This window comes from Rhodococcus sp. 1163 (assembly GCF_002091985.1).
GTDB lineage: Bacteria > Actinomycetota > Actinomycetes > Mycobacteriales > Mycobacteriaceae > Rhodococcoides.
On record NZ_MKKX01000038.1, the window covers coordinates 130,638 to 153,767 of the forward strand.

Genomic DNA, 23,130 nt, shown 5'->3' on the forward strand with positions numbered 1-23,130 from the left:
GTTGTCGGCGGTCCCACTTTATTTCGAGTGGGTTCGGCAACCAGCGGTCGCCAGGGCAGGGGTCGAACGACACTCTGCGTCAACCGGCAAATGAAAGCGAGTTATTCAGCCATGGCTGTAGTAACTATGAGGCAGCTGCTCGACAGCGGCACTCACTTCGGACATCAGACCCGTCGTTGGAACCCGAAGATGAAGCGATTCATCTTCACCGACCGCAACGGCATCTACATCATCGACTTGCAGCAGACTCTGACCTTCATCGATCAGGCCTACGAGTTCGTCAAGGAAACCGTCGCCCACGGTGGCACGGTTCTGTTCGTCGGCACCAAGAAGCAGGCTCAGGAGTCCATCGCCGCTGAGGCAACTCGCGTGGGAATGCCCTACGTGAATCAGCGCTGGCTCGGTGGCATGCTCACCAACTTCCAGACGGTCCACAAGCGTCTCATCCGCCTCAAGGAGCTCGAGGCAATGGAGCAGACCGGTGGCTTCGAGGGACGCACCAAGAAGGAAATCCTCATGCTGACGCGTGAGATGACCAAGCTGGACCGCACCCTCGGCGGAATCCGTGACATGGCCAAGGTTCCCTCGGCCATCTGGATCGTCGACACCAACAAAGAGCACATCGCCGTCGGCGAGGCTCGCAAGCTGAAGATCCCGGTCATCGCGATCCTGGACACCAACTGCGACCCTGACGTCGTCGACTACCCGATCCCGGGCAACGATGATGCAATCCGCTCCGCAGCACTGCTGACCAAGGTCGTTGCATCTGCAGTGGCCGAGGGTGTACAGGCTCGTGCGGGTCTCAACACTGCTACCGACGCGAAGCCCGAGGTCGGCGCAGGCGAGCCACTTGCAGAGTGGGAGCTCGAGCAGCTTGCACAGGCATCGCCCGCAGCGGCTGAGACGCAGGAAGCTGCAGCAGAGGCACCCGTTGCCGATGCTGAGGCGCCTGCCGCGGAAGCACCCGCCGCTGATGCGCCTGCCGCAGAAGCACCGGCAACGCAGGCTTGATCGATGGGGTCCTGATAGGCGTGAACCACGCCTATCAGGACCTTTTCTGCAGTATTCGAGAACTTTTATGCTCTGCCCACCCACAGCATTCGAGGAGGCTCGCTCAACATGGCGAACTACACCGCCGCTGACGTCAAGCGGCTCCGTGAGCTCACCGGCTCCGGAATGATGGACTGCAAGAACGCTCTAGCCGAGGCCGAGGGAGACTTCGACAAGGCTGTCGAGCAACTACGCATCAAGGGCGCCAAGGACGTCGGCAAGCGTGCCGAGCGGTCCACCGCCGAAGGTCTCGTGGTCGCCAAGGGCGGCGTGCTACTCGAGATCAACTCCGAGACCGACTTCGTCGCCAAGAACGAAGAGTTCCAGACGTTCGCGAACTCCGTCGCCGCTGTTGCCGCCGAAGGCAAGCCCGCCGACGTCGAGGCCTTGAAGGCACTGAACCTCGACGGAAAGACCGTGGACGCGGCGCTGGGCGAGCTGTCGGCCAAGATCGGCGAGAAGCTCGAACTCCGACGAGTCGCTTCGTTCGAGGGCCCGGTTGCGATCTACCTGCACAAGCGCAGCGCGGATCTGCCGCCGGCTGTCGGCGTGATCGTCGAATACACAGGTGAGGGCGAGGCTGCTGCTGAGGCTGCTCGCAGTGCTGCGATGCAGGTTGCCGCGCTCAAGGCCAAGTACGTCACGCGCGACGAGGTTCCTGAGGACATCGTCGCTTCCGAGCGTCGTATCGCCGAGGAAACCGCTCGCGAAGAGGGTAAGCCAGAGCAGGCACTCCCGAAGATCATCGAAGGCCGTGTCAACGGATTCTTCAAGGATGTCGTGCTCACCGAGCAGTCCTCGGTTCAGGATTCCAAGAAGTCCGTGAAGGCGATCCTCGACGATGCCGGCGTCAAGATCACGCGTTTCGCACGGTTCGAGGTCGGCGCAAGCTGATCGCGGATACCGAGCAAATTTTTTGAGGTTGCCGTTCGCTCGACTCCGGTCGAGCGGACGGCAACTTTTTGTTTGCTGCCACGCCAGGATGTGTCGCGTCAGGCGGGTGTTTAGTCCGTGGCGGCTTCGATAAGGCAGGATATGGGTAGTGGGTGCCTTTGGAGTGCCCTTGATTCACCGTGCGCAATCGACCGGCGAGAACCGAGGAGAGTTATGACCGATCCCGCCACCGACAGGCCCGGATTCAAGCGAGTGATGCTCAAACTGGGTGGAGAGATGTTCGGAGGAGGCCAAGTAGGTCTCGACCCTGACGTCGTCACCAACGTTGCCGAGCAGATTGCCGAGGTCGTAGCCACCGGAGTTCAGGTTGCTGTCGTCATCGGCGGAGGCAACTTTTTTCGGGGTGCCGAACTGCAGCAGCGGGGGATGGACCGTTCCCGCTCCGACTACATGGGCATGCTCGGAACTGTGATGAACTGTCTTGCTCTGCAGGACTTTCTGGAAAAGCAGGGTGTGGCCACCCGTGTGCAGACCGCGATAACGATGGGGCAGGTCGCCGAGCCTTATCTGCCGCTTCGCGCGCGTCGCCATCTGGAGAAGGGCCGAGTCGTCATCTTCGGTGCCGGAATGGGTATGCCGTATTTTTCGACCGACACGACGGCTGCGCAGCGTGCTCTCGAGATCGGGGCAGAGGTGCTTCTGATGGCGAAGGCCGTCGACGGCGTCTACTCGGCCGACCCGAGGCTCGACCCGGACGCAACGATGTTCGAATCGATCACACATCGTGAGGTCATCGAGAAGGGCTTACAGGTCGCCGACGCCACCGCCTTCAGTCTCTGCATGGACAATCAAATGCCGATCATGGTGTTCAACCTGCTCATCCAGGGGAATATTGCCCGCGCTGTCGCGGGTGAGAAGATCGGGACACTGGTCACATCGTGATCGTTTCCGATCACGTACTCGAACATGCTGGATCATCAGCAAAGACGATGGAGGTCAAGCCGTGATAGACGAAGCGCTTTTCGATGCCGAGGAAAGGATGGAGAAGGCGGTCACCGTTGCACGCGACGACCTGTCGTCCATCCGAACCGGCAGGGCCAATCCAGGCATGTTCAACCGTATTGTGATCGAGTACTACGGTTCCCCGACGCCGATCACCCAGCTGGCGAGTATCAGTGTCCCCGAGGCCCGGATGGTAGTGATCAAGCCGTACGAGCCTGCACAGCTCGGGCCGATCGAGACTGCGATTCGCAACTCCGATCTCGGTGTGAACCCGACGAACGATGGCAACCTCATTCGTATCAGCATTCCTCAGCTGACGGAGGAGCGCCGCCGCGAGTTCGCCAAGCAGGCCAAGGGCAAGGGCGAAGACGCCAAGGTGGCGATCCGCAACGTGCGTCGAAAGACGATGGAAGAGCTCAAGCGTATTCAGAAAGATGGCGAGGCGGGCGAAGACGAGGTCCTACGGGCCGAGAACGAGCTCGACAAGACCACCTCGAAGTACACCGTGTCGATCGACGAATTGGTCAAGCGTAAAGAAGCGGACTTGATGGAGGTCTGATTCTCCCGAAAGAATCGGACATAGATGATGAAGCAAGGAGATGGCGTCGTGGTGGGATCGGAACGGCCACTGGGCTCTGCCGTACCCGACCCCTCGACGCCAGGGGAGTCGGTCGACGCTACCCACGTCGAGCCGAAGTCGATAGGGGATCCGGTGCCGAAAGCGACGGGCAAAGCGGGTCGCAATCTGCCGGCGGCAATTGCGGTGGGCGGTGGCTTGGGTATTTCGCTGATTCTGATCATGGTGTTCGCGCCGCTGGTCTGGATCGGCGTTGTTGCGGTCGCGCTCGCCATCGCTACCTATGAGGTGGCCAGGCGCCTTCGTGAAGCCGGAGTGCTCGTTCCGCGGATTCCGTTGATCGTGGGCGGTCAAGCGATAATCTGGCTCGGCTGGCCATGGGGAACCACCGGAGTGCTGAGCGCTACCGCAGGCACTGTTCTGGTGTGCATGGTCTGGCTGCTGTTACAGCAGGGCCTCGGTTCGGCACCGAAAAACTATCTCCGCGAACTTGCGGTCACCATCCTGGTGGCATGTTGGCTGCCCCTGCTGGCATCCTTCGCGGTTCTGATGGTTCTGCAGGAGGACGGAGCAGGCCGCGTTCTGGTGTTTCTCATCGCCGTCGTGTGTTCGGATGTCGGCGGTTACGTCGCCGGGGTGCTGTTCGGTAAGCATCCGATGGCGCCTGCGATCAGTCCTAAGAAGTCGTGGGAAGGACTCGCTGGGTCGCTCCTTTTCTGTGTCATCGGCAGCCTGCTCACTGTCACACTCATTCTCGATGCGAACTCGATGATCGGTGTTCTGCTCGGCGTCGTCCTCGTTGTGACCGGCACGCTGGGCGACCTCATCGAATCTCAGGTCAAGCGCGATCTTCGGATCAAGGACATGGGGACCTTGTTGCCGGGCCACGGCGGCATCATGGATCGCCTCGACTCGCTCCTGCCGTCGGCGTTCGTCGCGTGGTTGATCTTCACAGTCCTTCTCTGAGATACCGACCCTTCTCTGACATACCGACGATGTCGCCGCCGTTTCGTTCGATTCCGAGTCCTAACATCTGGCATTGGCCCGAGGTTTACGAGTCGGAGAATCGTGCACAGGACGTCGACGGGCGTATACCTGCAGAACTGCAAAGGATCGCGCCCTGGGACGGCCGGACCATCGTCGATGTGGGATGTGGCACCGGCTTCCATCTGCCGCTGTTCGCCTCGCGGGCTCACCGAGTCGTGGGTGTCGAGCCGCATGGCCCTCTAGTGGACGCGGCGAGGACCCGAGTTGTCGGGCTCGAGAACGTCGAGGTCGTGTCGGGCAGCGCCGAGGCGTTGCCGCTCGACGACGCCTCGGTGGATATCGTGCACGCGCGGACAGCGTATTTCTTCGGGCCAGGATGCGGCCGCGGTGTATCGGAAGCGATGCGTGTGCTCAGGCCGGGTGGAACGCTCGTCGTGGTGGACCTCGACGTCGGGGCATCGCCCTACGGTGACTGGATGCGGGCGGACCTACCGAAATACGACTGTGCGGCCGTCGAATCGTTCTTTGCAGCCCAGGGTTTCGATCTGACCCGGGTCGATACGCGCTGGGAGTTCGCCGATAGAGCGACCCTGGATGCGGTTCTGGGTATCGAATTCACGGCGCGCACAGCGGCCAGGGCTGCACGGAGCATCCCCGGCCTGGGTGTCGATGTGCGATATCGAGTTCACTCGCGACGCAAGCCCGTTGGACTCGAACGAATCTAAGCGGGGTTGTTCTCGGCCGTGATGCCGAATATTCCAGCCGCTTCGCGAATTTTGATTGCCTTGGCGAGTCGTGGCAGGTCGCTGCCGTCCTTCACGTGCACGCCATCGACGCCCAGTGTGTCGATGACCTCGTCGGCCCAGGTGACATCTCCTGGGGCTGGAGCGAGTACACGGTTGACGACGGGAGCCTGTTCCGCATGCATACACAGTTTTCCGGTCATGCCCATCGAGACGGTAAGGGCCGAATCGCGCGCCAGGATGCTGTCGTTGGCGGTCAGAGTCGGGCCGTCGATGGGTCCGGGAAGGCGTGCAGCGCGACTCGACACCACCAGCCGTGAGCGTGGGTACGCCATGGCGAGTGGTTCGTCGCTCATCCCGGTGTCTCGACGGAAGTCGCCGCTGCCGAAAGCCAACCGGAAGGTGGAGTCCGCGCGAGCGATCTCCGGTGTCGCCTCGAGGCCGACTGCGGACTCGACCAGAGCGAGAATGCGTGTCCCAGCTGTCACTCGTGCCGCTGTGGCATCGACCTGGCCGCCGCTCTCGGTTTTCGCGAGCATGATGCCTGCCAGGCCGCGAAGGCCGGAGAGCGCTTCGAGGTCGTCGGCCCAGTACGGCGTCGTCGCATCGTTGATGCGGACCCATGCCGAGTTGCCCGCTTCGAGCCACGCGACGACGGCGCCGCGTGCCGCAGGCTTTGCATGCGGTGCCACAGCGTCCTCGATGTCGAGGATTACCGCGTCCACTTCCGATGCGGCTGCGGTCGCGAATGCTTCGGGCTGGGTAGCGGGTACCAGCAACCACGAGCGTGCTCGCTCCGGTGCTACGCCAAATGTCACTGGGGTCTCCATGAAAGTGGTCACGTCGGGCTCCTTGCGGTGAGATCGGGCACGACCGACATTATCGATTCAGTACGGCGTTGCCATTCTTCTGTGCATTCTGTTCACCGCGGGTTAGTTTACTTGCGTTTGGCGGCTCGCCTGACCTGGAGGATGCGAACCCTTCGTACGAGAGCGATGATCGAAGCCCTCGCGAGGGAAGATTCGGAGCAGAACGACGCCGTTCGGCTACCCCTCGCCGTGGGGCTGGAAATTGCGCGCTGAATAGGAGAGAAGTGCCCAGTAGTGGGACACTGGATTTATTATGAGTGATTCTGCTATGACCGCCGACGAATCCACAGCCGAGAGCGCCCGCCCGCGAACGAGGCCGACACTGCCGTTGGTGTTCGCGGATCGCCGTCGCGGGATGCCGTCACGACACCTCGCCGACCTGGATCGCGAAGGACTGAAATCGGCAGTCAAGGATCTGGGGCTTCCTGCCTTTCGTGCCGACCAACTTGCGCGCCACTACTACGGCAGGCTCGAAGCGGATACGACCAAAATGACCGACCTTCCTGAAGCGATCCGGGAAAAGGTCGGAGCGGACCTGTTCCCGCCGCTGCTCACGGCAATCAAGCACTTGTCGTGTGATGATGGCGACACCCGAAAGACGCTGTGGAAGGCCAACGACGGCACGCTGCTGGAAAGCGTTCTGATGCGGTATCCGGATCGGGCGACTCTGTGTATCTCGAGTCAGGCCGGCTGCGGGATGGCCTGCCCATTCTGCGCCACCGGGCAGGGGGGACTGGATCGCAACCTTTCCACTGCCGAGATCGTCGACCAGGTTCGATCGGCGGCAGCGGATCTACGCGACGGCGTCGTGCCAGGAGGCGAGGGACGCCTGTCGAACGTTGTGTTCATGGGCATGGGTGAGCCTTTGGCCAACTACAAGCGTGTCGTCTCCGCTGTGCGCAAGATCGTCTCGCCGGCACCCGATGGACTCGGACTGTCGCAGCGGTCGGTGACCGTATCGACCGTGGGTTTGGCCCCTGCTATCCGCAAACTCGCCGACGAGGGCTTGTCCGTCACGCTTGCAGTATCGCTGCATACTCCGGACGACGAGTTGCGCGACACCTTGGTGCCGGTGAACAACCGGTGGTCGGTGGCCGAGGTGCTGTCGGCGGCGAGATACTACGCAGATCAGACAGGCCGTCGAGTGTCGATCGAGTACGCGATGATCAGAGATGTGAACGATCAGCCGTGGCGTGCGGACCTGCTGGGTAAGAAGTTGCACAAGGCGCTCGGTTCGAGAGTGCATGTCAACCTCATTCCGCTCAACCCGACCCCGGGAAGCGAGTGGGACGCCAGCCCGAAGCCTGTCGAACGTGAATTTGTGAGAAGGGTTATTGCACAGGGTGTTTCGTGCACCGTTCGTGATACTCGCGGTCAGGAAATCGCTGCCGCTTGCGGTCAGCTCGCCGCTGAGAACTGACGAACAGCGCAAAAAGAACCCGATATCTGCTCCGTGCAGCTATCGGGTTCTTTTGGTTCTGCGTGCTATCGAGGCTTCCGGCGGACGATGATGTCGCGAACCACGATGCCGACGAGCGCAATGGCGAAGCCGATGAGGTACAGGTCTTCGATTCCGCCTGTGTGGTTTCCGTGGATCATGAGCAGCAGGAAGACCGCGACGGCGATAGCGGCGATCCGCATCGCCTTGTTCGACTCACCGCTCCAGCCCCAATCGGCCGAAGGTACCTCTGCTATGTCCTCGTGGGTGTACTCGACCGGGTCGTACGAAGCGGGGTCCAGTTCGGTTTGTGCCACCGGTCGATCCTCTCGGGTCAGGGTGCAGCCGAAAGTCCGGCATGCGTGTGCGCACTCAGTTTGGCATACGACCGGCAGTAGTAGCGAGTAGGGGCGCAAGTAGCGGACGACGGCGCGAAGTCACACCGCGTAAGCACGCAAAGCGGCCAGATACCTGTCGGTGAAGAGTCTTTGGACCCATCTTCCGACAGGCCCGCCGAGTGCAGTGAACCAGCGACCGGGTCGTGAGAACGCGCGGATGTGCGCGAAGACATCGCCGTTCGTCGGATCGAATTCGACAGCGAAACACTCCTCGCCCTGCTCTGGGTGTCCAGTCAAGGTGCCGTACGCGAACCCCCGTCGATCGGGCGAGTCGATGAGGTACACGACGCGGCAGGGAATCCGAATCGGACCCAGCCTCAGCACTACGACGGTGTCCACCTCGGCTGTCGGGGTCGATGCGTCGACACCGAGTCCCGACTTTCGATGCATCTGCCATCCCGACAGCGCGTCGGCTGCTGTTTCGAATGCATCGCGTCCGGTGCCGATGTGCACTCGACGATCGAGGTGGTGGTAGCCGGCGGGCAACGGGCCCTTGGTGCCGCCGATCTCGGGATAGGTGAGCTCCATGAGAGCCCAGCGTGCCACGGATGGCGGCCGCACAGGTGACTCTCAGAGTCGATCAGGAACAATGAACGAGTGCCCGAGCATCGAACACCTCCAGTATCGCGTCCTGTCCGGGTGTTGCTCCTGGGCAGCACCGGTTCCATCGGAACTCAAGCCCTCGAGGTGATCGCTGCCAATCCCGAATTGTTCGAGGTGGTCGGGCTCGCTGCGGGCGGTCGCAATATCGACCTGCTCGGACGTCAGATCCGCAATACCGGGGTCTCGTCCGTCGCGGTCGCAGACCCGAATACGGGTGCCGAAGTGGAACTGGCGAACGTCCTGACCGGCGATCGGGCCGTCACCGAACTCGTCGAGTCGGTCGAGGCCGACGTCGTGTTGAACGCTTTGGTCGGCTCGCGTGGGCTCGAGCCGACACTCGCGGCGTTGAAATCCGGAGCAACGCTGGCCCTGGCGAACAAGGAATCCTTGGTCGCGGGCGGGGAGCTCGTCCTCAGGGCTGCTGCTCCCGGGCAGATCGTGCCAGTGGACTCCGAACATTCTGCTCTTGCACAGTGTCTTCGAAGTGGCCGAGCCGAGGAGGTGGAGCGCCTGGTGTTGACAGCGTCGGGTGGCCCGTTTCGCGGTTGGTCGGAGGAGGAGTTGAAAACTGTCACTCCTGAGCAGGCAGCGGCGCATCCGACCTGGTCGATGGGACAGATGAACACGCTGAACTCCGCGACGATGGTGAACAAAGGGCTCGAACTGATCGAAACCCATCTGCTGTTCGGTATCCCGTACGAGCGGATCGATGTCACGGTTCATCGGCAATCGATCGTGCATTCGATGGTCACCTTCTTCGATGGATCGACCATCGCGCAGGCCAGTCCGCCCGATATGCGTCTTCCCATCGCGCTCGCATTGGGATGGCCGAACCGGGTCGCGAATGCTGCCCGACCCCTCGATTTCACGACCGCGTTCTCCTGGGATTTCGAACCGCTCGACGATCGAGTGTTTCCGGCTGTCCAACTGGCGCGTGAGGCGGGAATTCTCGGGGGTTGCATGACGGCGGTCTACAACGCCGCGAACGAGGTCGCGGCCGAGGCGTTCCTCGCAGGCCGTATCGAATTCCCCCGGATCGTCGACACCGTCAGGGAGGTCCTCGGGGCCGGCAGCGGCGAGTGGACTGCCACTCCCACTACCGTGGACGAGGTACTCGAAGCCGATTCCTGGGCTCGTCGTCACGCCCGCGCACTTTTGAAACAGAAGGATTGATCGAAGATGGTGTTCGCATTCGGCGTCATTCTGTTCGCCCTGGGAATCACGGTATCCATCGCCCTGCACGAGGCAGGTCACATGTTGACCGCCCGCGCCACGGGCATGAAGGTTCGACGCTTTTTCATCGGCTTCGGTCCGAAGGTGTTCTCTTTTCGGCGCGGTGAGACGGAGTACGGACTCAAGGCGATACCGGCAGGTGGGTTCTGCGACATCGCCGGGATGACCGCGATCGACGAGCTTGCGCCCGACGAAATCGAGCGTGCGATGTATCGACAGAAGACGTGGAAGCGTCTCGTCGTCATGCTCGGCGGAATAGCGATGAACTTCGTTCTCGGTTTCTTACTCATCTTCACGCTCGCTGTGGGCTGGGGACTGCCGAATCTCAATCAGCCGAGCAACGCGATGGTGGGCGAGATGCCCTGTGTGACAGCGACACAGAACGAAGATCTCACTTACCCGGAATGCAGTGGACCCAGTCCGGCCTATTCCGCGGGTATCCGTGAGGGGGACGTCATCGTCTCGGTGAACGGCACTCCTACTGCAGACTTCGCCGATGTTGTCGCGGCCACCCAGCCACTGTCCGGAACCGCAGACTTCGTGGTCGAACGTGACGGGCGTGAGCTGACCTTCCCCGTATCGATCCAGCAGGTCCAGCGTTGGGTACGCGACGGCACCGAGACCGGGCGTAAGTCGACAACCGTGGGTGCGGTGGGCATTCAGCTCGCGTATTTCTATCCGACCCAGTACAACCCGCTCGCGGCGATACCTGCATCGTTCGCGTTCACCGGCGACATGTTCGTCGAAACCGCACATCGGCTGGTGCAGATGCCGAGCAAGGTCGCGGACTTGTGGACCTCGGTCACCGGAGGGGAAAGAGACCCGGAAACACCGATCAGCGTGGTCGGTGCCAGCGTGATCGGCGGGCAACTGGTGGAGAGGTCGTTGTGGCCGGTATTCGTCCTGCTGCTCGCGAGCCTGAACTTCTTCCTCGGCATTTTCAACCTGCTGCCGCTGCTTCCCCTCGACGGCGGACACATGGCCGTCACCATCTACGAGCGGATCCGCAATTTCTTCCGCAAGCGTCGTGGTCTGGCAGACGGTGGACCCGTCGACTACATGAAGTTGATGCCCGTCACGTATGTGGTGATCGTGATCGGTGGTGCGTACATGTTGCTCACTCTCACAGCGGACATCGTGAACCCGATCCGATTGTTCTAGATACACTCGTGCTCATAGCTAGGGAAGAAGGCAACGAAGTGACTGTGTCAGTCGGATTGGGAATGCCGGCGCCGCCGGTTCCCGTACTCGCTCCTCGACGTAAGACTCGTCAACTGCAGGTCGGCACCGTCGGTGTCGGCAGCGACCACCCGATCTCGGTGCAGTCGATGACCACCACCAAGACCCACGACATCAACGCGACACTGCAGCAGATCGCAGAGTTGACGGCGTCGGGATGCGACATCGTGCGGGTGGCATGCCCCACACAAGAGGACGCCGACGCGCTATCCATCATTGCCAGGAAGAGCCAGATACCGGTCATTGCCGATATCCACTTCCAGCCCAAGTACATCTTCGCGGCGATCGATGCCGGGTGCGCGGCCGTCCGAGTCAATCCTGGCAACATCAAGGAATTCGACGGGCGTGTCAAAGAGGTCGCGAAGGCGGCCCGCGAGGCCAACATCCCCATCCGGATCGGCGTCAATGCTGGTTCGCTCGACAAACGGATGATGGACAAGTACGGCAAGGCCACACCCGAAGCGCTCGTGGAATCGGCGCTGTGGGAAGCAGGACTGTTCGAGGAGCACGGCTTCGGAGACATCAAGATCTCGGTCAAGCACAACGACCCCGTCATCATGGTCGCTGCCTACGAGCAACTTGCGGCGCAATGCGACTATCCGCTGCACCTCGGAGTCACGGAGGCCGGACCCGCATTCCAGGGGACGATCAAGTCAGCGGTGGCGTTCGGGTCTCTTCTCGCGCGGGGGATCGGGGACACCATTCGCGTGTCACTGTCGGCACCGCCGGCCGAGGAGATCAAGGTCGGCAACCAGATACTTCAGTCGCTCAACCTTCGCCCACGCAAGCTGGAGATCGTCTCGTGCCCGTCCTGTGGGCGCGCGCAGGTCGATGTCTACTCACTCGCAGACCAGGTGACCGCAGGCCTCGAGGGCATGGACATCCCGCTGCGCGTAGCGGTCATGGGATGCGTCGTCAACGGACCGGGCGAGGCTCGCGATGCAGACATCGGAGTCGCGTCGGGCAACGGCAAAGGACAGATCTTCGTCAAGGGGAAGGTCATCAAGACGGTCCCCGAAGCACAGATCGTCGAGACCTTGATCGAGGAAGCAATGCGAATCGCCGAGGAATTCGGCGATGATACGGACGCTGAGGCCGGTGCGCCGGTTGTGACCGTCAGCTGATTGGCACACTTGCGCCCGTAAGTCTGGCAATCTGGTCTTCGATGTCAGTGGATGTGTTGGTCGAGGAGGTGGCGTAGGTGCTCAAGCTCTTGGGCGCGAAGCCGCTGAGCGGGAAGGACACGGCGCATGTTCTCCGTGTCCTCGACGCCGACCCGGTTGCCTCGTGCATGATCGCGGCTCGAGTGCAGGATTCGGGGCTCGACCCTCGGTCGTTCCACGGCGAGATGTGGAGCCGAGGTGGCCCGGACGAGTCCTTGTGCTTCTACGGTGCCAACCTCGTTCCGCTCCTCGGTTCGGTCGATGATCTCCGCTCGTTCGCCGACCGCGCTTGTCGTGGTCCGCGGATGTGTTCTTCGCTTGTCGGCCGCGCCGAACTGACATTGCCGTTGTGGGAGATGCTCGAACCCGATTGGGGTGCGCCGCGCGAGCTGCGCAGCGAGCAACCACTGTTGGCGACATCGACGTATTCGGTATTTCCTCCCGACCCTCTGGTCAGACTCGTGCACGCCGACGAGCTCGACGTCTACCTCAGTGCCGCCGTAGCCATGTTCATCGAGGAAGTCGGTGTCGATCCACAGGCAAACGACGGCGGAAGGGGTTACCGCCGTCGGATCGCCAGTCTCATCGCCGCTGGCCGGGCATGGGCGCGATTCGAGGACGGACAAGTCATCTACAAGGCCGAAGTCGGATCACAGTCCGCATCGGTCGGCCAGATTCAAGGTGTGTGGGTTCACCCGCTCTACCGTGGACAGGGTCTCGGATCGGCGGGTACAGCTACCGTCGTCGACTCCGTGGTGCGGAGCGGTCGTATCGCCAGCCTGTACGTCAACAGCTTCAATTGGCCTGCGCGCCGCGCGTACAGCCGTATCGGCCTCGAGCAGGTCGCCACGTTCACCACAGTCCTTCTGGACTAGACCGCGATTCGCTGCGCTCGCGTGCACTGTCGCCGAACTACGATGAGCGCGATGAGGTTCTCGGATATGCGGCGCGTTCGACGACCCGCGGTGGCAGCGCTGGTATGTGTCTTCGTCGTCGGCACTGCCGTCGGGTGTACCCCCGCGCCGGATGGTCCCGAACCTGCAGCTCAGGAATTTCTCTCGGCCTTCGCCTCGAACGACATCGAGGCAGCCTCGGCGAAGACCGATATTCCCGAATCGGCGGCAGCAGCGCTGGCCGATACCTGGCAGAACCTGCAAGCGGAATCCATGGAGGCCCGAACAACATCGGTGCGCGTCGATGGTGACACTGCGCTGGTCGGCTACACCTACCAGTGGCACCTTCCCAAGGGCCGAGTCTGGTCCTACGACGGAGAACTGCAAATGGGCCGTGCCGACGGCAACTGGGGAGTGCGGTGGACGTCGACCGATATTCACCCTGGTCTCGGTGACACCCAGACCATGGAATTGCGCTCGACGTCGCCACCGCGGGCACGCGTCAACGAGCGGTCGGGGTCGGACGTCCTGGTGCCCGGTGTGGTGCACCGCGTCAAGGTGAACGCTGAAGAATCCGGCAACATCGTCTCGTCTGCGACCGGACTGGCATCCATTCTCGCGCCGTTCGATTCGGATATCTCGGCGCAAAGCATCGTCGAGTCGGCGACATCGACCAAGGGTGACTATCCAGTTGCCCTGCTCCGCGCCGAGGACTACGAGCCCGTCGCGGCGTCGCTGGCTGCACTGCCGGGAGTGACCGTCTCCGGCGAGTCCGATCTGCTCACGACCGATCCGACGTTCGCCCCCGATTTGATCTCTCAGGTGAAGAAAACCGTCATCGACGAGGTCGACGGTAAAGCCGGGTGGAGCGTGGTCACGGTGAACCGGAACGGGGTCGACGTCGATGTACTGACCGACACTGCTTCACAGCCCGCGCCCTCGGTGTCCATCAGCCTCGATCGCAACATTCAGGTGGCAGCACAGAATGCGGTGAACGCGCGGATCGAGCAAGCCATGATGGTGGTAATTCAGCCGTCCACGGGTGCGATTCTTGCAGTTGCCCAGAACAAGGAAGCCGATCGCGACGGTCCTGTTGCATCCGCCGGGCTGTACCCGCCCGGGTCTACCTTCAAGATCATCACGGCCGGCGCAGCCATATCGTCGGGACTCGCGACGCCGGACACGACGGTGCCGTGCCCGGGGCGCATCGTGATCGGTGAACGCAGCATCCCGAACTACAACGAATTTTCGCTCGGGAACGTATCGATGGGAACCGCGTTCACTCGCTCCTGCAATACGTCCTTCGCCAAGCTCGCCAGCGAGATGCAACCGGATGCGCTCACCGTGGCAGCCTCGCAGTTCGGGGTCGGTCCGGACTACGACGTCGTGGGATTGCCCACCGATTCCGGGTCGGTGCCACCGGCCGAAGACTTGGTCCAGCGGACCGAGGACGGATTCGGGCAAGGCAAGGTCGTGGTCTCGACGTTCGGAATGGCGCTTGCGGCTGCCACCGTGGCACACGGATCGACACCGGAACCGAATCTGATCGTGGGACGGGAAACTCGGATCGAGGGTGACCATCCACCGATCTCGCCGCTGATGGTCGACGGGCTTCGAGGAATGATGCGCTCGGTCGTCACCAGCGGTACCGCCGAGCGGATCGCCGATCAGGGCGAGGTGTACGGCAAGACGGGGGAGGCCGAGGTCGAGGGCGGTTCGCATGCGTGGTTCGTCGGCTACCGCGGCGATCTGGCATTCGCGACGCTCGTCGTTCGCGGCGGAAGCTCCGACAACGCGGTGGCGGTCACCAGGGAAATGTTCGAGCAGTTGCCCCTGGACTACTAGGGCAGTAGCCCGCGACGCCGCGCGGTGACCACTGCTTCGTACCTCGTCTTGGCGCCCGTCTTGTTCATGGCGGTGCGCAGGTACGACTTGACTGTCTCCTGACCGAGTGACAAGCGTTGCGCTGCTTCGGCATTGGTACATCCGAGGGCGATCTGAGCCAGGACGTCGATCTCGCGAACCGAGAGTCGGACCTCGGTGTCGGGCTGCCGGTCCGCCGATAGAAGAGACGCCGACATTCGGTCCGACAGCATTCTCAGCTCGGCCCGCGTGGAGGCATCGGACGTCGTACTCGCGAGTGTCCTCAGTTCGGCGTAGATGTCGCGCAATTCCGCGGTGGCCGCCGCGTGCCCGGCGAAACCGGCTTCGGTGCCGGTGCTGGAATCGAGCAATCTGAGGCGCATGTCCACCTCGTCTCGAATGGCGATCTCGTGACTCAGCCGTCGAGACGCCTTCACCATCATCTCGGCAATTCGGTCGCCGATGGGGCCGCGCTCGCGGACAGCCGCGTACATCACCGCGCGTGAGGCGCCTGCGACGACGACCGGAACAGCGAGGATCGAGCGCAGGCCCTCGCCGAGAACGGGTCGGTCGTAGTCGTGCGTGATGTATAGCGAGCTTCCGTAGTCGCTGACCGCCGCAGGTTGTTGCTGGTCGAGGACGCGGCCGCCGAGGCCGGATCTACTCGGGATCAACAGTCCGTCCAGTCCCTTTGTGCGGGTGCCGTGGAATTCGCTCAGGTACAAGGTGTTGCCGGCGGATACTTCACCGCCGAAGACAACCGGCACTCCGGACGATGCCACGATCTGCCGCAGTTCCGCGCGAAGCGCATCACCGTCTCGCGGGCGCAACACGTCGGTGGTCGGCATGGTCACCTCTTTCGCAAACGTCAGTTCATTTTCCGAACTTCAGTGATCTGAATCATAGATGGCGCATCGACGTCGGTACATGCGCGGTCGGTCCGGGGACCGACTACGCATACACCGATGCACAGCGCATACGCTGGAGTCATGTCTGTGACAGCCGAGAGCAAGCCCCGTCAGCCACTCGTGCCAGGCGTCGTGTCGCCCACACTGCCCGTGCCGAATTCGATCGAACGCCCCGAGTACGCCTGGAAGCCGACGGCGAACGAGGGAAACGAGCCTTGGGTTCAGACGCCCGAGGTCATCGAAAAGATGCGTGTCGCCAGCAAGATCGCTGCGCGAGCACTGCAGGAGGCGGGCAAGGCGGTTGCGCCCGGGGTCACGACCGACGAACTCGACCGGATCGCTCACGAGTACATGATCGACCACGGTGCCTACCCGTCGACGTTGGGTTACAAGGGTTTTCCCAAGTCGTGCTGCACCTCTCTCAACGAGGTCATCTGCCACGGCATCCCGGACTCGACGGTGATTCAGGATGGCGACATCGTGAACATCGACGTCACGGCATACATCGACGGAGTGCACGGCGATACCAACGCGACCTTCCTCGCTGGCGACGTGTCGGAGGAGGCACGCCTGCTGGTGGAGCGCACTCATGAGGCGACGATGCGGGCCATCAAGGCAGTCAAGCCGGGTCGGGCGCTCAATGTGATCGGCCGAGTCATCGAGTCGTACGCGCATCGTTTCGGATACGGCGTCGTGGAGGACTTCACCGGCCACGGCATCGGCACCACGTTTCACAGCGGTCTCGTCGTTCTGCACTACGACCAGCCTTCGGTCGAGACGATCATCGAGCCCGGGATGACCTTCACCATCGAGCCGATGATCAATCTCGGCGGAATCAACGCCGAGATGTGGGACGACGGCTGGACGGTGGTCACCCACGACCGGAAGTGGACTGCGCAGTTCGAGCACACCCTGGTGGTCACCGAGACCGGTAGTGAGATCCTCACGTTGCCGTGAGTGGAGCCTGCGGAATGAACCGACGGGCCGTGAGTGGTTCGGGGCGCGGGGGCGCGTTGTTGGTGGCTGGGACGACGTCGGATGCGGGTAAGAGTGTTCTGGTGGCCGGTCTGTGTCGTTTGTTGGCACGCAGAGGTATGTCGGTTGCACCGTTCAAGGCCCAGAACATGTCGAACAATTCGGTGGTGACGCTCGATGGTGGTGAGATCGGGCGGGCGCAGGCGTTTCAGGCGCGGGCCTGTGGTCTGGAGCCGAGTGTGCGTTTCAATCCGGTGTTGCTGAAGCCGGGGAGTGATCGGACGTCGCAGTTGGTGGTTCGGGGTCGAGCTGTCGCGAATGTGTCGGCGTCGAGTTACGTCGAGCATCGTCAGTCGCTTCGTACTGTCGTCGCCGCCGAGTTGGATTCGCTTCGCAGGGATTTCGATTTCGTGATCTGTGAGGGGGCTGGATCACCGGCGGAGATCAATCTGCGTGAGACGGATCTTGCGAATATGGGGTTGGCCACGGCTGCAAGGCTTCCGGTCATCGTGGTGGGGGATATCGACCGTGGGGGAGTGTTGGCCCACCTCTACGGCACGGTGGCGATACTCGATGAGGCTGATCAGGCGTTGATTGCAGGCTTCGTGATCAACAAGTTTCGCGGCGATCCGTCGTTGCTGGCTCCTGGACTCGTCCAGCTCGAAGCTTTGACGGGTAGGCCCACGTATGGGGTGGTTCCGTACGCCGACGATCTATGGATGGATGCCGAGGATTCGCTCGGTGTCGTCGCGGACGCTCCGGTGGGCAGGCCACGTCCGCCTGCGGGGTCGCAGTGGTTGCGTGTCGCTGCGGTGCGGTTGCCTCGAATCTCCAACACGACCGATGTCGAGGCCCTCGCGTGTGAGCCGGGGGTTTCGGTCAATTGGGTGACCGAGCCGTCTCGATTGACCGACGCCGATCTGGTCATCGTTCCCGGCAGCAAAGCGACACTGTCGGATTTGCATTGGTTGCGGAAAACTGGTCTGGCCGAAGCCATCCAGGACCGGGTGGAGGCTCGGCGCCCGGTTCTCGGAATTTGCGGTGGGTATCAGATGCTCGGTCGAACGATCACGGACGGAATCGAATCCGCGGATGTTCGGGCTTCGGGACTTGGATTGCTCGATCTCGATATCGAGTTCGAGGCCGACAAGGTTCTTGCGGGCGTGGGCGGGGAATCACCGTTTTTCGGCGTCGGTGATGTCACGGGTTACGAGATTCATCACGGACGCGTCGTGCACAGCGGCGATACGCCACTGTTTCGATATCGTGACGGCCGGCCGGAGGGGAGTGTGCGGGAGGCAGTGATGGGTACGCATTGGCACGGTGTACTCGAATCCGATTGTTTCCGTAGAGAATTCCTCCGATGGGCAGCCGCTCGTGCTGGACGCAATGATTTTGTCGTAGCACCGGACACCTCGGTGGTCGGGTTGCGTGAGGAGCAACTCGACCTGTTGGCGGATCTGGTCGAGAACAACGTCGACGTCGACGCCGTGCTGGCAGTGATCGAAGGCGGCGTCGACGCGCAGTAGCGGGTCGAGCCCTACGAGGAGTGCAGTAGCGTGATATCCCATGGAGTACAAGCAGGTATCGACGGGCGGCGGGACTCGCACGGTGCGTATCGCCGGACCGGAATCCAGACATGTCGTGCTGTTGCTTCCGGGTCTGGGGGATAGCCCCGACGTATTCGACGGCGTATCCGAGCGGTTGCACAATTCGGACCTGAAAACCGTTGCAGTGGAGGATGTGCGAGGACTCGACGGCGATTCCATGGTGGCAATCCTCGACGAACTGTCGTTGCCCTGGGTGCACCTCGTCGGCAATCGCGAAGGCGCTGAGCTGGCATGGACACTGGCAGCCCGAACGTTCGGTCGATTCGCGAGCCTTGTCGCATGCGACCGCGGTCATCCGGCCGTCGCAGATCAGGATGGGGACATCCTCGCTTCTGACTGCTCGCCCGTCGAACTGCCGACCACGATCGTGATCGGCAGTTCGCTGAAACGAGCGAGTGCGGACGGTAGCGGGCGGCTGGTCTATTCGGACTTCCGGGTCGTTCAACTCGACGGCGTGGACAACATCCCGAGCGATGCAACAGCCGAACTTGCTACCGAGATCGCGCTCCGCACCAACCCTTGGTGATGCGGAGCACTCTCGCAGTTACACGTCGAGACCGAGCAGTGCGTTCTCGACCACTTCGGGCAGGCCGGGGTGAATCCAGTACTGCCCGCGGGCCATGTCGAGGGCGGAGGTTCCGAAGCTCATGGCCTGGATGAGCGGTTGTATGACCGTCGGTGCCTGAGCGCCGATGACGTGGGCTCCCAAGATGCGACCGGTCTTCTTTTCCGCAATGATTTTGCAGAAGCCGTCTTGGTCCTCCATTGCCCAGCCGTACGCGACGTCGCCGTAGTTCTGGATCTTGACCGTGATGTCGAGGCCTGCGCTGCGGGCCTGTGCCTCGGTGAGTCCGACCTCGGCGATCTGGGGGTGGGTGAACACGGCCGCCGGCACGAAGCGGTGATCGTACTTCCACAGATTCGTCGTATCCTGCCAAGCATTGTTCGACAAGTTGTGCTGCACTACTCGCGCTTCGTGGTTGGCCACGTGCTTGAGTTGGAACGGCGACGACACATCACCGAGTGCAAAGACTCCCTCGGCGCTCGTACGACCGTATTCGTCTACTCGAATGCGACCTTCCGCGTCGAGTTCGACTCCGGCCTTGTCGGCGTAGAGGCGATCACCGTTGGGCCGGCGTCCGACAGCGACGAGGAGTGCGTCACCGAGGATCCGGGTACCGTCACCGAGTTCGAGACCGACGCTGGTGCCTTCGGAGATCGCGTTCGCCTCCCCGCACTCGAGGTGGACGTCCCAGTTTTTCTGTGCAAGTTCGGTGAAGCGAGCCGAAATGTCACTGTCGAGACCGCGGAGCAGCGTGCTCTTGCGTGCGACGATCGATACCTTCGATCCGAGCGCGCCGAATACATGCGCAAACTCTGCTGCTATGTAGCCGGATCCAAGGATGACGAGATGTTCGGGCAGTTCGGGCAATCTCATGAGGTCGTCGTTGGTATGAAACGGCACACCGCTGTCGAGTATCTGTCGAGGAATCACCGGTCTGGATCCGGCTGCGATGACGACCTGGTCAGCGGTGATCACCTCACCGGCGCCGGTGTCGATGGTCCGGGGACCGACGAACGACGCGTGGCTCGAAAACAGGGTGACGTTGGGGCTGCCGCTCTCGCGGTAGTGCTTGCCGCCCGCTGAGATGGGATCGATACGGCCGAATACTCGGCTCACGATATCGGACCAGCGGACTCGCTCGATCGAGGAGTCGATTCCGTAGCGCGACGATTCGCGGATCGTCCTCGCGACCTCGGCGGCGTAGACGAACATCTTCGTGGGAATGCAACCGACGTTGAGACAGGTGCCCCCGAACGGTGAATGCTCTTCGAAAATTGCCACCGTCTTGTCCGAGAACTGCTCGTTCGCGATGGAGTTGCCCGAACCTGATCCGATGATCGCGATGTCGAAATGACGACCGCTTGTTTGACTGCTCACGAAATGGTCCCTAGTTCGTTGTGGTTTCGGCCGGAATCTCGTTCGATGTGCTCACTTCGATGTAACCACTCGAGCCACTCGTCGACCTCGTCGAATGCCCGTGCCCGCGGTACGTCCTGTGAGAGAAAGACGTCGTGGCGGGCGCCCTCGATGGGAACGATCGTCGTACGATCGCCCAGGCAGCCTGCCCAGCGCGCGATTTGACGAACATCGAGCACCGCATCGGCAGCGTCGATCGCGGAACTGTACTTACGGGAGAAGTGCGTCACTTTGGACCGCAGAATCAGCGAAGGAATACCGATGTCGAGACCTCGATGCAGCTTTGCATGTCCATGTCGGATCGCGCGGATCCAACCGAAGGTGATGGGGAAGCCGGACAGCGGCTTCCAGTCGAGGTTGTAGTCCCACTCGCCGTGCTCGGACGCAGCAAGCGAGAGACCATAGGTGTCCAGACCCATCCCTGGCAACGCCGTCTTGGCCTTGACCTTGCCGATGACGCCGATCGCGGTGGTGCCGACGCTACGAACCGCTGCGGGGCCCTGCAGGTCGAACCAAGGACTGTTCAGGATGACACCGTCGATGCCGAGTCCGGTAGTGCCGCCGTCCTGACGGTTGAGGCGATCGAGCCACAGCGGAAGAATCAGCCCGCCCGTGGAATGAGCGAGGAGCAACACCGACTTACCGCTCGGCTCCCGGCGAACCAGCGAGAGCGCTTCGTTCAACTCGTCGTCGTAGAACGCCAGATCGGTCACGAAGTGCGGTGTCTGGCCTTCACGCAGAGACCTTCCGCACTTACGCAGGTCCAGCGCGTAGAACGCATAGCCTTTGGCTGCGAAATGTTCTGCCAGATGCTGTTGGAAGAAGTAGTCGGTGAAGCCGTGAACGTAGATCACCGCCCGGTCGAAAGACGGTGTATCTGCCGGTTGGTACCGAACGAGAGTCGCCTCGACCTGGCCTTCACCATCCGGATCTGCGCCGAGGGGAATGGTCGTCTGCTCGTAGCCGTCGCCGAGGACATCGGGTACCCAGGTAGTCACAGATCACAACTGTAGTAGCAGGTGCAAAGTGCACTTCGAGAGCACAATCGAAGAAGAGCTTGAAAGCGCTTCGAGTCGGGTATCTACGGCCGGGTAATGTAGCCGCCACCTGAGCAGAGTTTCCTCACGCGAGTACTCACGAACAAGGAAGTCGAATCTCCAGTGTCAAATGAACAGCGCTCCAATCAAGAGCAGGTCAAGCGAGTGAAAACCGATGTGGTCCTCGTCGGCGCCGGAATCATGAGCGCAACTCTCGGGGCACTGCTTCGACAGTTGGAGCCCGATTGGTCGATCGATGTGTACGAGCGTCTCGACGCCGCTGCCGCCGAAAGCAGTGACGCATGGAACAACGCCGGCACCGGCCATTCCGCGCTGTGTGAGCTCAATTACACGCCGCAGAACAAAGACGGTTCCGTCGACATCGCCAAGGCGCTCAACGTCAACGAGCAGTTCCAGGTTTCCCGTCAGTTCTGGGCGCACAGCCTGGAAACGGGCATTCTGAGCGACGCGAAGAACTTCATCAATCCGATCCCGCACGTGAGCTTCGTGCATGGTAAGGACAACACCAAGTACCTGAAGGCTCGATACGACGCCCTGGCTTCGAATCCGCTGTTCGAAGGTATGGAGTACATCGACAGTCCGGACGAGTTCACGCGTCGACTTCCCCTCATGGGCGCGGGCCGCGACTTCTCCGATCCCGTCGCCCTCAACTGGAGCGACAACGGAACGGACGTCGACTTCGGCGCGCTCACCCGCCAACTTCTGAACTACCTCTCCGGCGCCGGCGCCACCGTGCACTTCGGAAACGACGTGCGCAACATCTCGAAGCAGTCGGACGGAACGTGGGACGTCAAGGTGGCAAACCTTCGCACCGGTTCCAAGAAGACGGTCAACGCCAAGTTCGTGTTCGTCGGCGCGGGTGGCGGTGCTTTGCATCTGCTCCAGAAATCGGGCATCAGCGAGATCAAGGGCTTCGGAGGGTTCCCGGTCAGCGGTGAATGGCTGCGCTGCACCAACCCCGAGCTCATCGATCAGCACTCGGCCAAGGTGTATGGCAAGGCGTCGGTAGGTGCGCCCCCGATGTCGGTGCCCCACCTCGACACACGTGTCATCGGCGGGAAGCCCGGTTTGCTCTTCGGTCCGTACGCAGGATGGTCGCCGAAGTTCCTCAAGGAAGGAAAGTTGACCGATCTTCCTTCGTCGGTCAAGCCGGGGAACTTGATGTCGATGCTCGGCGTGGGCGTCACCGAGCTCGGACTCGTGAAGTACCTGCTGAGCGAACTGTCGCAGTCGCAGGCCGATCGCGTGGACACGCTTCGTGAATTCGCACCCAAGGTTCTCGACAAGGACTGGGAGATCGTCACCGCCGGGCAGCGAGTCCAGGTGATTCGAAAGAAGGGCCGCGGCGGAGTTCTCGAATTCGGCACTGCGGTGATCAACGCTGCAGACGGAACGATCGCGGGCCTGCTCGGTGCGTCGCCGGGTGCTTCCACCGCGGTACCGGCGATGCTCGATGTGTTGCAGCGTTGCTTCGGCGACCGCTACGAGGCGTGGCAGCCCAAGCTCAAGGAAATGGTGCCTTCGCTCGGGGTCAAATTGGCAGAGGATCGTTCGCTGTTCCGCGAAATATTCGACTGGACCTCGCGTGCGCTCGAGCTGGACGAGTCGTCCCAACTCGCACAGCACACCGGCGTGTGATAGCAACA

The 23,130-nt window shown here is 61.9% G+C and carries 22 protein-coding genes; 16 read left to right on the forward strand and 6 right to left on the reverse strand.

Going from position 1 to position 23,130, the window contains the following annotated elements; genetic code table 11:
• The first annotated feature begins 111 nt into the window (after positions 1–111).
• The 6 genes from rpsB to BJD99_RS18325 all read left to right on the forward strand — a co-directional run bounded on the left by rpsB (position 112) and on the right by BJD99_RS18325 (position 5,235).
• Entirely contained in the window at positions 112–1,011 is a 900-nt protein-coding gene (rpsB, locus tag BJD99_RS18300; protein WP_084348944.1) for a 30S ribosomal protein S2, read from the forward strand.
• Positions 1,012–1,119: 108 nt separating this feature from the next.
• A complete protein-coding gene (gene tsf, locus BJD99_RS18305) occupies positions 1,120–1,944 on the forward strand; it encodes a translation elongation factor Ts (protein WP_084348605.1) in 825 nt (274 codons plus the stop codon).
• Positions 1,945–2,157: 213 nt separating this feature from the next.
• The gene (gene pyrH, locus BJD99_RS18310; protein ID WP_084348606.1) at positions 2,158–2,886 is read left to right on the forward strand and encodes a UMP kinase; all 729 of its coding nucleotides are present in this window, start codon (positions 2,158–2,160) and stop codon (positions 2,884–2,886) included.
• A 61-nt stretch (positions 2,887–2,947) separates the two neighbouring features.
• Positions 2,948–3,505, forward strand: coding sequence for a ribosome recycling factor (gene frr / locus BJD99_RS18315; RefSeq protein WP_084348607.1), 558 nt, complete (start codon positions 2,948–2,950; stop codon positions 3,503–3,505).
• 24 nt (positions 3,506–3,529) lie between these two features.
• Positions 3,530–4,489: a phosphatidate cytidylyltransferase gene (locus BJD99_RS18320; protein ID WP_084348608.1), complete on the forward strand. Its 960-nt coding sequence runs from the start codon at positions 3,530–3,532 to the stop codon at positions 4,487–4,489.
• Positions 4,490–4,518: 29 nt separating this feature from the next.
• Positions 4,519–5,235, forward strand: a complete 717-nt coding sequence (locus tag BJD99_RS18325) for a class I SAM-dependent methyltransferase (protein WP_084348609.1) — start codon at positions 4,519–4,521, stop codon at positions 5,233–5,235.
• Here the strand turns inward: BJD99_RS18325 and BJD99_RS18330 are convergent.
• Entirely contained in the window at positions 5,232–6,083 is an 852-nt protein-coding gene (locus tag BJD99_RS18330; RefSeq protein ID WP_084348610.1) for a CoA ester lyase, read from the reverse strand. The genes BJD99_RS18325 and BJD99_RS18330 overlap by 4 nt on opposite strands.
• Positions 6,084–6,390: 307 nt before the next feature.
• On the opposite strand from BJD99_RS18330, the gene rlmN reads away from it, so the two are divergent.
• The gene (gene rlmN / locus BJD99_RS18335) at positions 6,391–7,542 is read left to right on the forward strand and encodes a 23S rRNA (adenine(2503)-C(2))-methyltransferase RlmN (RefSeq protein ID WP_084348611.1); all 1,152 of its coding nucleotides are present in this window, start codon (positions 6,391–6,393) and stop codon (positions 7,540–7,542) included.
• 65 nt (positions 7,543–7,607) lie between these two features.
• Here the strand turns inward: rlmN and BJD99_RS18340 are convergent, their stop codons facing one another.
• Positions 7,608–7,877: a DUF2631 domain-containing protein gene (locus BJD99_RS18340; protein WP_084348612.1), complete on the reverse strand. Its 270-nt coding sequence runs from the start codon at positions 7,875–7,877 to the stop codon at positions 7,608–7,610.
• A gap of 120 nt (positions 7,878–7,997) precedes the next feature.
• Positions 7,998–8,486 carry a DUF1990 family protein gene (locus tag BJD99_RS18345; RefSeq protein WP_084348945.1) on the reverse strand — a complete coding sequence of 163 codons (489 nt, stop codon included), beginning with the start codon at positions 8,484–8,486 and terminating at the stop codon, positions 7,998–8,000.
• A 69-nt stretch (positions 8,487–8,555) separates the two neighbouring features.
• Between BJD99_RS18345 and dxr the strand changes: the two genes are divergently transcribed.
• The 5 genes from dxr (at position 8,556) to BJD99_RS18370 (ending at position 14,934) form a co-directional block, all read left to right on the forward strand.
• Positions 8,556–9,734: a 1-deoxy-D-xylulose-5-phosphate reductoisomerase gene (gene dxr / locus BJD99_RS18350; RefSeq protein ID WP_306294120.1), complete on the forward strand. Its 1,179-nt coding sequence runs from the start codon at positions 8,556–8,558 to the stop codon at positions 9,732–9,734.
• A 6-nt stretch (positions 9,735–9,740) separates the two neighbouring features.
• Positions 9,741–10,955: an RIP metalloprotease gene (locus BJD99_RS18355; protein WP_084348614.1), complete on the forward strand. Its 1,215-nt coding sequence runs from the start codon at positions 9,741–9,743 to the stop codon at positions 10,953–10,955.
• Positions 10,956–11,017: 62 nt separating this feature from the next.
• Positions 11,018–12,157 carry a flavodoxin-dependent (E)-4-hydroxy-3-methylbut-2-enyl-diphosphate synthase gene (ispG, locus tag BJD99_RS18360; protein WP_084348946.1) on the forward strand — a complete coding sequence of 380 codons (1,140 nt, stop codon included), beginning with the start codon at positions 11,018–11,020 and terminating at the stop codon, positions 12,155–12,157.
• Positions 12,158–12,234: 77 nt separating this feature from the next.
• The gene (locus tag BJD99_RS18365; protein WP_084348615.1) at positions 12,235–13,071 is read left to right on the forward strand and encodes a GNAT family N-acetyltransferase; all 837 of its coding nucleotides are present in this window, start codon (positions 12,235–12,237) and stop codon (positions 13,069–13,071) included.
• 51 nt (positions 13,072–13,122) lie between these two features.
• Entirely contained in the window at positions 13,123–14,934 is a 1,812-nt protein-coding gene (locus tag BJD99_RS18370; RefSeq protein ID WP_084348616.1) for a penicillin-binding transpeptidase domain-containing protein, read from the forward strand.
• Here BJD99_RS18370 and BJD99_RS18375 read toward each other — a convergent pair.
• Positions 14,931–15,800, reverse strand: a complete 870-nt coding sequence (locus BJD99_RS18375; RefSeq protein ID WP_084348617.1) for a LuxR C-terminal-related transcriptional regulator — start codon at positions 15,798–15,800, stop codon at positions 14,931–14,933. The two genes, BJD99_RS18370 and BJD99_RS18375, sit on opposite strands and share 4 nt — an antisense overlap.
• A 141-nt stretch (positions 15,801–15,941) precedes the next feature.
• Between BJD99_RS18375 and map the strand changes: the two genes are divergently transcribed.
• From map to BJD99_RS18390, 3 genes are read left to right on the forward strand one after another with little or no spacing between them, the layout of a single operon-like run.
• The gene (map, locus tag BJD99_RS18380) at positions 15,942–16,817 is read left to right on the forward strand and encodes a type I methionyl aminopeptidase (RefSeq protein WP_084348618.1); all 876 of its coding nucleotides are present in this window, start codon (positions 15,942–15,944) and stop codon (positions 16,815–16,817) included.
• A gap of 14 nt (positions 16,818–16,831) precedes the next feature.
• Positions 16,832–18,364: a cobyric acid synthase gene (locus tag BJD99_RS18385; protein ID WP_084348947.1), complete on the forward strand. Its 1,533-nt coding sequence runs from the start codon at positions 16,832–16,834 to the stop codon at positions 18,362–18,364.
• A gap of 40 nt (positions 18,365–18,404) precedes the next feature.
• Positions 18,405–18,971: an alpha/beta fold hydrolase gene (locus BJD99_RS18390; RefSeq protein ID WP_084348619.1), complete on the forward strand. Its 567-nt coding sequence runs from the start codon at positions 18,405–18,407 to the stop codon at positions 18,969–18,971.
• 18 nt (positions 18,972–18,989) lie between these two features.
• On the opposite strand, the gene mtr is transcribed toward BJD99_RS18390, so the two are convergent.
• Both mtr and BJD99_RS18400 read right to left on the reverse strand, forming a co-directional pair.
• Entirely contained in the window at positions 18,990–20,387 is a 1,398-nt protein-coding gene (gene mtr, locus BJD99_RS18395) for a mycothione reductase (protein WP_084348620.1), read from the reverse strand.
• Positions 20,384–21,424: an alpha/beta hydrolase gene (locus BJD99_RS18400; RefSeq protein WP_084348621.1), complete on the reverse strand. Its 1,041-nt coding sequence runs from the start codon at positions 21,422–21,424 to the stop codon at positions 20,384–20,386. Before BJD99_RS18400 ends, mtr begins: the two co-directional genes overlap by 4 nt.
• Before the next feature lie 162 nt (positions 21,425–21,586).
• Between BJD99_RS18400 and mqo the strand changes: the two genes are divergently transcribed.
• The gene (mqo, locus tag BJD99_RS18405; RefSeq protein WP_084348622.1) at positions 21,587–23,122 is read left to right on the forward strand and encodes a malate dehydrogenase (quinone); all 1,536 of its coding nucleotides are present in this window, start codon (positions 21,587–21,589) and stop codon (positions 23,120–23,122) included.
• Positions 23,123–23,130: the final 8 nt, after the last annotated feature.